Source organism: Pseudomonas sp. NY15364 (assembly GCF_048068235.1).
In the GTDB taxonomy this organism is placed as follows: Bacteria; Pseudomonadota; Gammaproteobacteria; order Pseudomonadales; family Pseudomonadaceae; genus Aquipseudomonas; species Aquipseudomonas mendocina_D.
The window spans coordinates 401,035-414,527 of record NZ_JBLUPX010000001.1 but is presented as its reverse complement, the minus strand read 5'-3'; the positions used below and the strand labels follow the sequence as shown (position 1 = coordinate 414,527).

The window sequence follows — 13,493 nt, the reverse complement described above, 5'->3', positions numbered from 1 at the left end:
GAAGTAGACCTACACGAGGACAGACCATGATTCGTCAAACCGCTTTGCTCGGCCTGTTGCTGGCCGCCAATCTCAACGCCACGCCCATCCTCGCTGCCGACGGCGACGGTGGCTGTGCGGCCAAGCGCCAGGTCATCGAAGAAAAGATCGAGGCCGCGCGCAAGAACGGCAACTCACAGCAACTGGATGGATTGCAAAGGGCGCTGGGCAATGTGGAAATGAATTGCGACGACGCCACCCTGCACAGTGATCGCCTGGCCAGCGTCAAGGAAGCCCGTAAGGAAGTGCAGGAGCGCGAGATGGATCTGCGCGAAGCCATGGGCAAGGGCGATCAGGAAAAGATCGCCAAGCGTCAGGCCAAGTTGGCCGAGGCGCGCGCCGAACTGGAGCAGGCGGAGGCCGAAGCGCGCGCCGATCAGTAAGCGCGAAACGCCTTGTGACAGGCCTCGCAACTATCCTCGACAGCCTGCACTGCCGGCTCCAGCTCGGAGCGGCGTAACGGCGGAGCGGTCGTCGCCTGCACCAGTGCGGCGGTGGCCTGCTCCAGATCACGCGCCATCTTCTGGAATTGCTCTTGGCGCTGCCAGACCTCGGGATTGGCCTTGCTGCGCTCGTCGTCACGTACCTGTGGAAAGTGCTGCCAGGGCTCGTGCGACAGACGCTCGAGCTTGGCTGCGCCGCTGATGAATGCGGCTTCGTCGTAGGGAATACGATTGCGCAACATCCCACCGAGGTCTTCGCTGACCTTGAGCATCTCCTTGAACGCGGCTTGGCGCTTGCCCAACGGCGAGTTGGGGTCGACCCCACCACAAGCAGCCAGGGTCAGGCAGATGCAGGTGAGCAGCAGGAGTTTCTTCAAGGTCATCGACACGACTTCCAGGCGACAAGGGGCCGACAGTATCGCGGCTCACCCCGGCCGGGCCAAGCGACCTCTTGTCACAACGGATGCCTTTCCTGCCTTGCAGTCAGCCAGTGTTCAGCTAGCGGACACCACGAACAACGCCGCGATCAGCCCCATCCCGGCGAACCACACCAGCGAACGAACAGGGCCCCAGTCGGCCAGGTAGCAGATGAAATACAGCACACGGCTGACGATGAATGCCATGGCCAACTGGTCGAGCAGCGCTTGCTCGGCGCCACCGGCCTGGTGCGCGATGATCACTGCAGCGGCGAACGCCGGAGTCACCTCGAAGCCATTGAGCTGGGCGTTGTTGGCGCGCTTACGCCAGCCCTCCAGCGTGCCCAGGAAGGCGCGCGGGTCCTGATTGGCGCGCGGTCCGTAGCCGGGGCCAAGAAACTTGGCAGTGGCAGTGCCCAGATAGGGCAGAAAGATGGCGATCAGTACGCACCAGTAGGCAAGGGTCATGGTGTGGCTTCACTCGAAAGGTCGGGAAGCCAAGCATGAGCGAGCGCCCCGTTACCATCCATGGCCGCACCCGCCAATGATGCCGGCGCTTCGGCCAAGCCCGCAGCCATCCGCGCCAGCGACGCTCAGTCCGTGAAGCGATCCTTGGCGTAGGTGATCGCAGTCTTGCCGTGAGGGGCCGGCAAGCCATCCTCACCGAGGTTGACGAACACCAGCTTGTCGATGGTCAGGATGCTCTTGCGCGTGACCTTGTTGCGCACTTCGCAGCGCAGGGTGATGGAGGTGCGACCGAACTCGGTAGCAGTGATACCCAGCTCGATGATGTCGCTCTGCCGCGCCGAGCTGACGAAGTTGATCTCGGAGATGAATTTGGTCACCACGCGCTGATTGTCGAGCTGGACGATGGCGTAGATCGCTGCTTCTTCATCGATCCATTTCAGCAGGCTGCCGCCGAACAGAGTGCCGTTGGGATTGAGATCCTCGGGCTTGATCCACTTGCGAGTATGGAAATTCATGCAGTGTCCTCCGTACCAGATTGGGCGCCCATGATGCGCCCGCAGCGCTGCGCTTGTCGTTGTATCGCTGGCTATGACAATCATAGCCAGGCAAATGCGACGGAAAGCCTTGGGCTGCGCCGCGTACACGGCTATAATTTGCCGGTTTCACGCAACCGGCACCGCTCCGGTTGTGCCCGCCACCTGTCCGAGGGGCGCTGCAGCAGCCTGAAAGATCTGTTTCGAATCCCCAAGCCCTGCATTCCTACAATGCTTCGCGGTAGATTCGAATCAGCCTTCCAGACTGTCAGGCTCGGATGGGGCGTTAACCATACGCATCAACGGCGCCCATTCGCAGACAACGAATGGAGTGCTATTGCATGTCTTTCAATGATTTCAAAGTCGCTGACATTTCCCTGGCCGATTGGGGCCGCAAAGAGCTGATCATCGCCGAGTCCGAGATGCCGGCACTGATGGGCCTGCGCCGCAAGTACGCCGCCAGCCAACCGCTGAAAGGCGCGAAGATCCTCGGCTGCATCCACATGACCATCCAGACCGGCGTGCTGATCGAGACGCTCACCGCCCTGGGCGCCGAAGTGCGCTGGTCCTCCTGCAACATATTCTCCACCCAGGATCAGGCCGCTGCCGCCATCGCCGCTGCCGGTATCCCGGTGTTCGCCTGGAAGGGCGAGACCGAAGAAGAGTACGAGTGGTGCATCGAGCAGACCATCCTCAAGGACGGCCAGCCGTGGGATGCCAACATGGTGCTCGACGACGGCGGTGACCTGACCGAGATCCTGCACAAGAAATACCCGCAGATGCTCGAGCGCATCCACGGCATCACCGAAGAGACCACCACCGGCGTGCACCGTCTGCTCGACATGCTCAAGGCCGGCACCCTGAAAGTCCCGGCGATCAACGTCAACGACGCGGTCACCAAGAGCAAGAACGACAACAAGTACGGCTGCCGTCACAGCCTCAACGACGCGATCAAGCGCGGCACCGACCACCTGCTGTCGGGCAAACAGGCGCTGGTCATCGGCTACGGTGACGTGGGCAAGGGCTCGGCCCAGTCGCTGCGTCAGGAAGGCATGATCGTCAAGGTCTCCGAAATTGACCCGATCTGCGCCATGCAGGCCTGCATGGACGGCTTCGAGCTGGTTTCCCCGTACAAGAACGGTCTAAACGACGGCACCGAGGCCAGCGTCGACGCTGCACTGCTGGGCAAGATCGACCTGATCGTCACCACCACCGGTAACGTCAACGTCTGCGACGCCGGCATGCTCAAGGCCCTGAAAAAGCGCGCCGTGGTGTGCAACATCGGTCACTTCGACAATGAGATCGACACCGCCTTCATGCGCAAGAACTGGGCGTGGGAAGAGGTCAAACCGCAGGTGCACAAGATTCACCGCACCGGCTCCGGCAGCTTCGATCCGACCAACGACGATTACCTGATCCTGCTGGCCGAAGGCCGTCTGGTGAACCTGGGCAACGCCACTGGCCATCCGAGCCGCATCATGGACGGCTCCTTCGCCAACCAAGTGCTGGCGCAGATCTTCCTGTTCGAGCAGAAGTTCGCTGATCTCTCCGCCGAGAAGAAGGCCGAGCGCCTGACCGTCGAAGTGCTGCCGAAGAAGCTCGACGAAGAAGTCGCCCTGGAAATGGTCAAGGGCTTCGGCGGCGTGGTCACCCAACTGACCAAGCAGCAGGCCGAATACATTGGCGTGACCGTGGAAGGCCCGTTCAAGCCGGACGCTTACCGCTACTAATGCGTAGGGTGGATAAGCCCCAGGCTTATCCACCGCCGACTTCCAGCAAGGTGGATGGTTAACGCCATCCACCCTACGTCTCCAAGGCTAGAAACCCTATGAGCCAACAACGCCGCTACAGCTTCGAGTTCTTCCCTACCAAGACCGAAGCCGGGCATGAAAAACTGATGGATGTGGCGCGCCAACTGGCGACCTACAACCCCGATTTCTTCTCCTGCACCTATGGCGCCGGCGGTTCGACCCGCGACCGTACCGTCAATACCGTGCTGCAACTCGATGGCGAGATCAAGGTACCCACCGCACCGCACCTGTCCTGCGTGGGCGACAGCAAAGCAGAGCTGCGCGAGCTGCTGAACCTGTACAAGGATGCCGGCATCAAGCGCATCGTTGCCCTGCGCGGCGACCTGCCGTCGGGTATGGGCATGGCCAGCGGTGAGCTGCGCTACGCCAACGAACTGGTCGAGTTCATCCGCAGCGAAACCGGTGATCACTTCCACATCGAGGTAGCCGCCTACCCGGAGATGCATCCGCAGGCACGTAACCTCGAGGACGATATCGCCAACTTCGTGCGCAAGGCCAAGGCCGGTGCCGACAGTGCCATCACCCAATACTTCTTCAACGCCGACAGCTACTTCTACTTCGTCGAGCGCGTGCAGAAGCTGGGCGTGGACATTCCAGTGGTGCCAGGCATCATGCCGATCACCAACTACAGCAAGCTGGCGCGCTTCTCCGACGCCTGCGGCGCTGAAATCCCACGCTGGGTGCGCAAGCAGCTGGAAGCCTACGGCGACGATGCCGACAGCATTCGCGCCTTCGGCGAACAGGTCATCACCGAGATGTGCGAACGCCTGCTGCAAGGCGGCGCGCCCGGCCTGCACTTCTACAGCATGAACCTGGCAGGTCCCAGCCTGGCCATCTGGAACAACCTCGATCTCAAACGCTGACGGGCAGGGAGCCGTACAGCGGCTCCCACGCTCAAGGATGAGCCCTATGACAATCAAGCGCCTCCTCCCCTTCGCCTTGCTCGCCGGCCTGCATACGCCCGCTGCACTGGCCAGCTCCGACATGACCTGCACACCGAGCTGGAAGCTGATTTCCGACCAGCTTTCGGGGTGCAACAACCTGGCCTTTCTCAGCCCCGGCAACGACAGCCGCGTCAATCTGCAACTGCTGCTCGACGACGCCGGCCACCTGAAACTGACGCGCGAACCGCTGGCACTCGAAGGCTACGAATACGGCTACGGCCTGGTGCCCTTCAGCCTCGGCATGCTCGACCCGAGCCGCGCTCGTAGCGAAGCGGCCGAGACGGACGAGCAAGCCGCCGAACCGGACGCGGCGTACCTGATCGAGGCCCTGCAGCGCCTGGGCGTCGACAGCGAGGCGGATGCTTTCGCCGTGCACCACTTCGCTGAAGGCGAGGGCAATCGCTGCCGCAGCAACGACCTGCAGGCCATGCGCGGCTTCGTCGATGCGCTCAGCGCCACGCCAGAGCTGGCCGCGAGCGAGGCACAGGCGCTGGCCCGTTCGCGGCGCAGCCTGCTGAGCCTGTGCGGTGAGGGCGATCCACAAACGCAGGACATTCTGCCGCAAGCGACGCAACTGCAGTCGCCCGCGGCCCAGGCCTTCGGGGACTACCTGCGCGGCGCCGACGCGTTCTATCGCGGCGACTTCGATCAGGCGCATGAACGTTTCGCCGAACTCGCACACAGCGAGCAGCCCTGGCTGAGCGAAACCGCCCAGTACCTGCTCGGCCGTGTCGCGCTGAACCAGGCGCAACTCGATGCCTTCGACGAGTACGGCTTCTTCAGCCCGGAGCAGGTCGACAAGACCAATCTCGACGCCAGCGCGAAGGCCTTCGAGCAGTATCTGGATAACTATCCGCAGGGGCTCTACAGCGATTCGGCTCGCGGCCTACAACGCCGCGTGTACTGGCTGGCAGGCGACACACGGCGATTTGCCGAGGCCTTTGCCCGGCAATTTCAGCGAGGTGCGCAGCAGGTCGATATGCCCGCGCTGATCGAGGAACTGGACGGCAAGCTGTTGCCCAGCCTCGCCCCGGATGCCATCGATGACCCGCTGCTGCTGGCGATGGTCGACCTGATTCATCTGCGCGATCCCGGCGCCAATAGCGAGCCGCGTCTCTCCCTCGAACAACTGCAGGCGCAGCAACCGCGCTTCGCCAGCCAGCCCGGATTGCACGCCTACCTGGTCGCTGCCTGGCACTTCTACCGCGGCGACGATGCCGAACAGACTCTCGCCGCCCTGCCGGATGCCGAAGGTGGGCCTCTGAACGCCCTCGTCTTCAGCCAAGAAACGCTGCACGGCCTGGCACTGGAAGCCAAGGGCGAGACGACCCAGGCACTGCAGCACTGGCAGGCGCTACTGGCACGCAGCCAAGACCCGCTGCAGCAGGCACAACTGCAACTGGCGCTGGCCTTGAACTACGAGCGCAGTGGCGAACTGGACAAGGTATTCGCCGCCGCTTCGCCGATCACCACCGCGCCGATCCGCGAACGCCTGCTGGCCTATGGTGCCGGCCCCGAGCTGCTGCGCAAGCAGGCTGGCGACGCACAGGCACCTGCAAGCGAGCGGGCAACTGCGCTGTATGCCCTGCTCTACCGTGACCTGGATTACGGCCGCTACGCCGACTTTCTCAGCGATTTCGCGCAATACCCTTACAAGCCGGAACAGCCTGCACCGCGCCTCGACCCAGGCCTGTTTGCCTGGGCCGGCGGCAGCGATGCCGGCTACGCCTGCCCCAGTCTGGTCAAGATCGCCGAACGCCTCGCCGCCAATGCCGAGGACGCCCAAGGCATGCTGTGCCTGGGCGACTTCGTCCGTGTCCACGGCCTCGACGAACACTGGCTGAACCGTCCGCCGGCGACTGGCGAACTGGGCAGCGCGCCAAGTCAGTTCCAGGGGTCGTCCTTTTCTCGCCTGGCCGCCTACCAGATGTTGCTGGCTGCGCCCCAGGTCAGCCGCGAGGACAAGGCCTACGCGCTGTTTCGCGCGATCAACTGCTACGCGCCCAGCGGCTACAACAGCTGCGACGGCCAGGACATCGGCAAGGATCAGCGCAAGCAGTGGTTCCAGACTCTCAAGCGTAGCTACGCGGACACCCAGTGGGCACAGCGACTCAAGTACTACTGGTAGGCCTGCTCCTGCTGGCAGCCGGCCTGCCGGTGCAGGCCGCGCGCGTCGACGCCGCCGAGCATCAGGCCTTCTGGCTGTGGGCCGGCGTGACGCCACAGTCGGTGCTGGCCCAAGCCCGTACCCTATACGTGCTGCAGGGGCAGATCGATGGTCCACGCCGCGCTGGCGATCCATCGGCGCGGATGCAGGCACAGAACCCAGCCACGCCCAGGCTGTCGGAGGATATCGAACTCTGGGTGGTGTATCGCGCGCATACCCTGGACTGGAACGAGGAAGTGTTCGCCCTGCTGCTGAGCCAATTGCAGCGCTGGCAGCGTTCCGGCAACCGGGTCAGCGGGGTGCAGATCGACTTCGATGCACAAACGCTGCGCCTGGATCGCTACGCCGCCTTCCTCGAAGACCTGCGCCAGCGCCTGCCGCAGCAGTACCGCCTGAGTATCACCGGCCTGCTCGACTGGGCCGGTAATGCCGACCCGGCGGCGCTCAACCGTCTCGCCGGGGTGGTCGATGAAGTGGTGATGCAGACTTACCAGGGCCGCCACAGCATCGCTGGCTACCAGCGCTACCTGCCGAGCATCGCGCGGCTGCAGTTGCCGTTTCGCATCGGCCTGATACAAAACGGCGAATGGCAGGCGCCGGATTACCTGCAAAGCAGCCCCTGGTTCCGTGGCTATGTGGTATTTCTGCTGAACCCGAGCGAACCCGCAACCGACGCACCAGCCACCAGGCACTGAACGCCCGACACAGACAACCGCAACACCCACGGCGACAACCTATTCGAACGCCTCCGCGCCAACCTTCGGCGCAAGCTTGCCACCAGGACCACATTTCATGCTCAAACGCTCCACGATCAACGCCTCCGTCAGCCCCAAGGGCAGCCTGGAAACCCTCTCCCAGCGCGAAGTGCAGCAACTGCGTGAGACCGGCTCGGGCAGCGTCTACCGCCTGTTCCGCCAGTGCGCCCTGGCGATCCTCAATACCGGTTCGCACAGCGACAACGCCAAGACCATCCTCGAAGCCTACCCGGACTTCGAAGTGAAGATTCACCAGCAGGATCGCGGCATCCGTCTGGAGCTGATCAACGCCCCGGCCGACGCCTTCGTCGATGGCGAGATGATCGCCAGCACCCGCGAGATGTTGTTCAGCGCGCTGCGCGACATCGTCTTCACGCAAAGCGAGCTGGAGCACAAGCGCATCGACCTGGACAGCTCCGAAGGTATCACCGATTACGTCTTCCACCTGCTGCGCAACGCACAGACCCTGCGCAGCGGCGTCGAGCCGAAGATGGTGGTGTGCTGGGGCGGCCATTCGATCAGCACCGAGGAATACAAGTACACCAAGAAGGTCGGTCACGAGCTGGGCCTGCGCGGCCTGGACATCTGCACCGGCTGCGGCCCAGGCGTGATGAAGGGGCCGATGAAGGGCGCCACCATCAGCCACGCCAAGCAGCGCAACCTCACCGGCCGTTACCTGGGCCTGACCGAACCGGGGATCATCGCCGCCGAAGCGCCGAACCCGATCGTCAACGAGCTGGTGATTCTGCCGGATATCGAAAAGCGCCTGGAGGCTTTCGTTCGCGTCGGCCACGGCATCATCATCTTCCCGGGTGGCGCTGGTACTGCCGAAGAATTCCTCTACCTGCTGGGCATCCTCACCCACCCGGACAACCAGGATCTGCCCTTCCCGGTCATTCTTACCGGACCGAAAAGCGCCGGGCCGTACCTGCAGCAGCTGCATGATTTCATCGGCGCCACTCTCGGCGCAGCCGCGCAGCAACGCTACCGAATGATCGTCAACGACCCGGCTGAAGTCGCCCGCGAAATGGCCGTCGGCATCAAGGCCGTGCGTCAGTTCCGCCGCGAGCGCAACGACGCCTTCCACTTCAACTGGCTGCTGAAGATCGACGAGAGCTTCCAGCACCCCTTCGAGCCAACCCATGAATCCATGGCCAGCCTCAACCTGACCCGCGAGCAGCCATTGCATCAGTTGGCCGCCAACCTGCGTCGTGCCTTTTCCGGCATCGTCGCCGGCAACGTCAAGGAGAACGGCATCCGTCTGATCGAGGAGCACGGCCCCTACGAGATTCGCGGCGAAGCCACCATCATGCGCCCGCTGGATCGCCTGCTGCAGGCCTTCGTCGAGCAGCACCGCATGAAGCTGCCGGGCGGCAGCGCCTATGAGCCCTGCTATCGCGTCATCGATTGAGGTCGCGTAGGCGCACTTCAAAGGCCATTAAAAAATCGCTAATCTGGCGCGATGCCACTATTGCCGCGTCAGATTATCACCATACTTTTACTGTGCTTCTGTGCTTTCGCCGCTCGCGGTGAAACGCTGCGCCTGGTCACGGAAGCCTGGGCGCCTTACGTCTTCGAGGAACACGGCCAGGCCACCGGCCTCGACTATGAGATTACGCAGACGGTGCTGCAGCGTCTGGGCATCGAGCTGGAGCTGCAGTTCCTGCCCTGGAAGCGTTGCCTACTGGCACTGGAGCACGGGCAGGCCGATGGCATTCTGGATATCTTCCACCTGCCCGAGCGCGAGGCCGACATGCTCTTCGTCGCAGAGCCACTGAGCGAGGTCGAGCTGGTGCTGTTCCATGCACGTAATCGCCCCTTCCGCTACACCAGCATGGAAGACCTGAGCGACCTGGTAATCGGTGTCTCGCCAGGCTACTGGTACAACGACGAGGCCTTCCGCACCTCGACCCTGTTAAGCCGCGAAGAAGCACAGAGCCATGAAGCCAACATGGGCAAGCTGATACGCCACCGCGTCGACCTGGTGGTCAATGACCGGCGCGCCGGCCTCTACCTGATCGCGCAGATGGGCATCGAGGGGCAAATCGACTACCACCGCAAAAGACTCGGGCGCGACCATCTGTACCTGGCGCTGCGCAAGGATCCGGCGCTGCAGCCACTGGCGCAGGCGTTCGCTCGCGAGCTACGCCGTTTCAAGCGCGAACCCGCCTATGCCCGCCTGCAGGCACGCTACGCCAGGCCACACGAACGCCAACCGTGAACCAGCCGACAGGCTGATAGGTGCGCAAGCCTTGCGCTCTGTTATAATCGGGCCTTCCCGCCAGGCTTGCGCCCGGATGCTGGTGCTCTAAAGCCAGCAGTACCGGACGGGATCACGCCCCCCAATGCGTGATTCAAGCCAGGCTCTACACCCCCAGGGCCACGCCCTCACTAGTACAGGATTGCTCATGTCCTTTGCCTCCCTCGGTCTCTCCGAGGCTTTAGTCCGTGCGGTCGAAGCCGCCGGCTACACCCAACCCACTCCGGTGCAACAGCGGGCCATTCCCGCCGTGTTGCAAGGTCGCGATCTCATGGTGGCGGCCCAGACGGGTACAGGTAAGACGGGCGGTTTCGCCCTGCCGATCCTCGAGCGCCTGTTTCCGGGCGGTCATCCGGATCGCGAACAACGTCACGGCCCGAAACAGCCGCGCGTGCTGGTGCTGACACCCACTCGCGAACTGGCCGCCCAGGTGCATGACAGCTTCAAGGTCTATGCCCGCGATCTGAAATTCGTCAGCGCCTGCATTTTCGGCGGCGTTGGCATGAACCCTCAGGTCCAGGCCCTGGCTAAGGGCGTCGACGTGCTGGTGGCCTGCCCTGGCCGCCTGCTCGACCTGGCCAATCAGAAAGCCATCGACCTGTCTCATGTCGAAATCCTCGTGCTCGATGAAGCCGACCGCATGCTCGACATGGGTTTCATCCACGACGTCAAGAAGGTGCTGGCCAAACTGCCCGCACAGCGCCAGAACCTGCTGTTCTCGGCCACCTTCTCCAAGGACATCACCGACCTGGCCGGCAAGCTGCTGCACAACCCCGAGCGCATCGAGGTCACGCCGCCGAACACCACAGTCGAGCGCATCGAACAGCGTGTGTTCCGTCTGGCTGCCAGCCACAAGCGCGCCCTGCTCGCCCACTTGATCACCCAGGGTGCCTGGGAACAGGTGCTGGTGTTCACCCGCACCAAACACGGCGCCAACCGCCTGGCCGAGTACCTCGACAAGCATGGTCTGCCGGCTGCCGCGATCCATGGCAACAAGAGCCAGAACGCACGCACCAAGGCCCTGGCCGACTTCAAGGCCAACCAGGTACGCATCCTGGTAGCCACCGATATCGCCGCACGCGGCCTGGATATCGACCAACTGCCGCACGTGGTCAACTTCGAGCTGCCCAACGTCGAGGAAGACTACGTTCACCGTATCGGCCGCACCGGCCGTGCCGGCCGCAGTGGTGAGGCCATCTCGCTGGTCGCTCCGGACGAAGAGAAGCTGCTGAAAAGCATCGAGCGCATGACCAAGCAGAAGATCCCCGACGGCGATCTGATGGGCTTCGACGCCAGCGCCGTGGAAGCGGAGCGCCCGGAAGTACGTGAGCCACGCCAACCACGTGGTGCCGGCCAGAAGAAACAGAAAGCCGAAGGCGCCGACAAGCCCAAGGGCGACCGCAATAACGGCGGACGCAGAGACAAGGGCAAGGATGGCGGCAAGGATCAGAAAGCCAAGCCGCAGCAGCAAGGTCAGGGCCAAGGGCAGAACCGTCGCGGTCAGCAGCCTCGTAACCAGAATCGTGGCGCAGCCCCGGCCGTTCCCGTACTGCCGCCGGATCGCGATCCAGAAGAGTTTCTCGACGACGAAATCGACAATTTCGGCAACCGTGCCGATTACGTCCCGGTGCAGAACAAGCCGCAAGGTCGCGGCCGCCGCTCAGGCGGCGGGGCATCTGGCAATGGCGCCGTTCAGGGCCAAGGTCAGAGAGCCAACAGCAACAACAGGCAGCCCCGCAACAACACTGGCGGCAACCCAGGCAATCCCGGCAAGAATCGCCGTCAAGGTGGCCAGGGTGGTCAAGGCCGCAACGGCGGGGGCCGTGGCCGGCAGGCGGATGGTCGCATCACCTCGCTGGACCGCGACGAACTGCCACGCGCCGAAGCGGCCGTGCGCAACCCGCGCGAGAAACAGCCGATCATCGTGCACAAGGGCTCGCGCCTGGATCGTTTCCCCAGCGCCGAACAGCTAGACGAGTTGAGCAACAGCACTCGGCCACGCGGCGAGAAGCCGGCGCTGCTGACGCGTAATCGCGAAGAGTAAGCTGCCACGCAAACAAAAACGCCACCCCATGGGGTGGCGTTTTTGCTGGTGCCGGCAGAGTCAGAATGAACAGCTAAATAGCCCTCTCCCGCCCTGCGGGCACCCCGCTCCGCGCCCCCGCCTGATCGCCAGCGATCAGGCGCTCATCGGCGTAGGAGGCGGTGCCTCCAAAAACACGCCTCTTCGCCCCATAAATGTGAGAGGGTCATCAGTGGGCCGCAAGCGGCCGCTTTCTTTACTGACGCACACCTTCGACCGAGATGATCAGCTCCACGGTTTGCGAAGCCGGGCCGAGATCCATGGAGATGTCGAAGTCTTTCAGCGTCAGGGTGGTGGTGCCCTCGAAGCCGGCGCGGTAGCCGCCCCACGGGTCCTTGCCCTCGCCGATGAACTTGGCAGCAATCACCACCGGCTTGGTCACGCCGTTCAGAGTCAGGTTGCCGGTAACGTCGGCAGTACCTTCGCCAGTGGACTTGACCGAAGTGGATTCGAACGTGGCAGTAGCGTGCTTGCTCGCATTAAGGAAGTCGGCACTGCGGATGTGCTTGTCACGTTCGGCGTGGTTGGTATCGACGCTGGCAGTCTTCAGGGTAACGCTGACTTTGCTCGCCTCGGGATTGGCGGCGTCGAAGCTGAACTTGCCGTCGAAATCCTTGAATGTGCCGTACAGCCAGCTGTAGCCCAGGTGGCTGATCTTGAAATTGACGAATGCGTGCTGGCCTTGCTTGTCGATGGCGTAGTCTGCCGCCATGGCCTGGCCGCCGATCAGAGCGGAACCCAGAACCAGTGCAGCGAGGGCGTTCTTCAACATGGGTGTTCTCCTTGCGAGGTTGTCGATCTAGATGGGCCTTGACCCGATTTGAATGCTTCAGCGCCCGAACATCCGCAGCAGGGTGCTGTCGCGGTCGATGAAATGATGCTTGATTGCGGCCAGACCATGCAGGCCAGCGAAAATCACCAGGCCCCAGGCCAGGTATTCGTGAATGGCTCCGGCAATGTCTTCCTGTTGCGCGATACCGGTCAGGGTGGCCGGCACACTGAACAGGCCGAACACCTCGATGCCACGGCCATCGGCAGTGGAAATCAGGTAGCCGGAAATCATCACGCCAAACAGGCCGAAATAGAGCACGCCATGACCCAGCTTGGAGGCCAGACGAGTGAGCTGGCCGTGGCTGGCCAGAGCTACCGGCGCAGGGTTGAGCAGACGCCACAGCACGCGCAGCAGCATCACCGCGAAAAGCAGGATACCGATGCTCTTGTGCAGGTCTGGCGCACTCTGGCGCCACGGGTCGTAGTAACTGAGCCCCACCATCCAGAAGCCAAGGCCGAACAGGCCAAAGACGACCAGCGCGACCGACCAGTGCAGCAGCACGCTGACCAGACCATAACGAGCAGAAGTGTTACGCCATTGCATGGTGGCTTTCCTAATCCAGATCCGAGCAAGACTAACTGCAAATATATCGATTTAAAGCGGAAAATTTCGCTATGAAATATCAGGAAATGCGATATTTCGCGCGTCCCCCTCAAGCCGACCCAGTTGGTATGACGCGCCGCCCATGGAGTTCCCCGGCAACGGCACCAGCGGTACATTCTGCCAGACCAGCGGCAACGCC

Annotated in this window: 13 protein-coding genes and 1 riboswitch; of the genes, 8 read left to right on the top strand and 5 right to left on the bottom strand. The window is 62.9% G+C overall.

Annotation, left to right across the window (positions count from 1 at the left end):
- The first annotated feature begins 26 nt into the window (after positions 1-26).
- The gene (locus tag ACNFCJ_RS01955; RefSeq protein WP_416769475.1) at positions 27-422 is read left to right on the top strand and encodes a DUF1090 domain-containing protein; all 396 of its coding nucleotides are present in this window, start codon (positions 27-29) and stop codon (positions 420-422) included.
- Here ACNFCJ_RS01955 and ACNFCJ_RS01950 read toward each other — a convergent pair.
- From ACNFCJ_RS01950 to ACNFCJ_RS01940, 3 genes are all read right to left on the bottom strand, one after another.
- On the bottom strand, positions 416-865 hold the full coding sequence (locus tag ACNFCJ_RS01950; protein ID WP_343352209.1) for a cytochrome c: 450 nt from the start codon (positions 863-865) through the stop codon (positions 416-418). The two genes, ACNFCJ_RS01955 and ACNFCJ_RS01950, sit on opposite strands and share 7 nt — an antisense overlap.
- A 111-nt stretch (positions 866-976) precedes the next feature.
- Positions 977-1,366, bottom strand: a complete 390-nt coding sequence (locus tag ACNFCJ_RS01945) for an MAPEG family protein (RefSeq protein WP_099522877.1) — start codon at positions 1,364-1,366, stop codon at positions 977-979.
- Between the two features lie 125 nt (positions 1,367-1,491).
- Positions 1,492-1,881, bottom strand: coding sequence for an acyl-CoA thioesterase (locus ACNFCJ_RS01940; protein WP_416769473.1), 390 nt, complete (start codon positions 1,879-1,881; stop codon positions 1,492-1,494).
- A gap of 183 nt (positions 1,882-2,064) precedes the next feature.
- Positions 2,065-2,217: riboswitch (S-adenosyl-L-homocysteine riboswitch) on the top strand.
- A 23-nt stretch (positions 2,218-2,240) separates the two neighbouring features.
- On the opposite strand from ACNFCJ_RS01940, the gene ahcY reads away from it, so the two are divergent.
- The 7 genes from ahcY to ACNFCJ_RS01905 all read left to right on the top strand — a co-directional run bounded on the left by ahcY (position 2,241) and on the right by ACNFCJ_RS01905 (position 11,880).
- A complete protein-coding gene (gene ahcY / locus ACNFCJ_RS01935) occupies positions 2,241-3,629 on the top strand; it encodes an adenosylhomocysteinase (RefSeq protein WP_416769472.1) in 1,389 nt (462 codons plus the stop codon).
- A 98-nt stretch (positions 3,630-3,727) separates the two neighbouring features.
- Positions 3,728-4,573, top strand: a complete 846-nt coding sequence (gene metF / locus ACNFCJ_RS01930) for a methylenetetrahydrofolate reductase [NAD(P)H] (protein WP_416769470.1) — start codon at positions 3,728-3,730, stop codon at positions 4,571-4,573.
- Between the two features lie 46 nt (positions 4,574-4,619).
- Entirely contained in the window at positions 4,620-6,782 is a 2,163-nt protein-coding gene (locus ACNFCJ_RS01925; RefSeq protein WP_416769467.1) for a hypothetical protein, read from the top strand.
- The gene (locus ACNFCJ_RS01920) at positions 6,752-7,516 is read left to right on the top strand and encodes a DUF3142 domain-containing protein (protein WP_416769465.1); all 765 of its coding nucleotides are present in this window, start codon (positions 6,752-6,754) and stop codon (positions 7,514-7,516) included. Before ACNFCJ_RS01925 ends, ACNFCJ_RS01920 begins: the two co-directional genes overlap by 31 nt.
- A 97-nt stretch (positions 7,517-7,613) precedes the next feature.
- The gene (gene ppnN / locus ACNFCJ_RS01915) at positions 7,614-8,987 is read left to right on the top strand and encodes a nucleotide 5'-monophosphate nucleosidase PpnN (protein ID WP_143504581.1); all 1,374 of its coding nucleotides are present in this window, start codon (positions 7,614-7,616) and stop codon (positions 8,985-8,987) included.
- Positions 8,988-9,038: 51 nt separating this feature from the next.
- The gene (locus ACNFCJ_RS01910; protein ID WP_416769463.1) at positions 9,039-9,797 is read left to right on the top strand and encodes a substrate-binding periplasmic protein; all 759 of its coding nucleotides are present in this window, start codon (positions 9,039-9,041) and stop codon (positions 9,795-9,797) included.
- Between the two features lie 187 nt (positions 9,798-9,984).
- On the top strand, positions 9,985-11,880 hold the full coding sequence (locus tag ACNFCJ_RS01905) for a DEAD/DEAH box helicase (RefSeq protein WP_416769461.1): 1,896 nt from the start codon (positions 9,985-9,987) through the stop codon (positions 11,878-11,880).
- Between the two features lie 235 nt (positions 11,881-12,115).
- Here ACNFCJ_RS01905 and ACNFCJ_RS01900 read toward each other — a convergent pair whose 3' ends face one another.
- The gene (locus ACNFCJ_RS01900) at positions 12,116-12,691 is read right to left on the bottom strand and encodes a YceI family protein (protein ID WP_106733649.1); all 576 of its coding nucleotides are present in this window, start codon (positions 12,689-12,691) and stop codon (positions 12,116-12,118) included.
- 57 nt (positions 12,692-12,748) lie between these two features.
- The gene (locus tag ACNFCJ_RS01895) at positions 12,749-13,294 is read right to left on the bottom strand and encodes a cytochrome b (RefSeq protein ID WP_416769459.1); all 546 of its coding nucleotides are present in this window, start codon (positions 13,292-13,294) and stop codon (positions 12,749-12,751) included.
- Between the last annotated feature and the right edge of the window lie 199 nt (positions 13,295-13,493).

What these genes read in the sequence shown, in the direction of transcription:
- ACNFCJ_RS01925 (WP_416769467.1), top strand. Translation starts at nt 4,620, where the DNA reads ATGACAATCAAGCGCCTCCTCCCCTTCGCCTTGCTCGCCGGCCTGCAT.
- metF (WP_416769470.1), top strand. Translation starts at nt 3,728, where the DNA reads ATGAGCCAACAACGCCGCTACAGCTTCGAGTTCTTCCCTACCAAGACC.
- ahcY (WP_416769472.1), top strand. Translation starts at nt 2,241, where the DNA reads ATGTCTTTCAATGATTTCAAAGTCGCTGACATTTCCCTGGCCGATTGG.
- ACNFCJ_RS01905 (WP_416769461.1), top strand. Translation starts at nt 9,985, where the DNA reads ATGTCCTTTGCCTCCCTCGGTCTCTCCGAGGCTTTAGTCCGTGCGGTC.
- ACNFCJ_RS01945 (WP_099522877.1), bottom strand. Translation starts at nt 1,366, where the DNA reads ATGACCCTTGCCTACTGGTGCGTACTGATCGCCATCTTTCTGCCCTAT.
- ACNFCJ_RS01955 (WP_416769475.1), top strand. Translation starts at nt 27, where the DNA reads ATGATTCGTCAAACCGCTTTGCTCGGCCTGTTGCTGGCCGCCAATCTC.
- ACNFCJ_RS01950 (WP_343352209.1), bottom strand. Translation starts at nt 865, where the DNA reads ATGACCTTGAAGAAACTCCTGCTGCTCACCTGCATCTGCCTGACCCTG.
- ACNFCJ_RS01900 (WP_106733649.1), bottom strand. Translation starts at nt 12,691, where the DNA reads ATGTTGAAGAACGCCCTCGCTGCACTGGTTCTGGGTTCCGCTCTGATC.
- ppnN (WP_143504581.1), top strand. Translation starts at nt 7,614, where the DNA reads ATGCTCAAACGCTCCACGATCAACGCCTCCGTCAGCCCCAAGGGCAGC.
- ACNFCJ_RS01910 (WP_416769463.1), top strand. Translation starts at nt 9,039, where the DNA reads ATGCCACTATTGCCGCGTCAGATTATCACCATACTTTTACTGTGCTTC.
- ACNFCJ_RS01895 (WP_416769459.1), bottom strand. Translation starts at nt 13,294, where the DNA reads ATGCAATGGCGTAACACTTCTGCTCGTTATGGTCTGGTCAGCGTGCTG.
- ACNFCJ_RS01940 (WP_416769473.1), bottom strand. Translation starts at nt 1,881, where the DNA reads ATGAATTTCCATACTCGCAAGTGGATCAAGCCCGAGGATCTCAATCCC.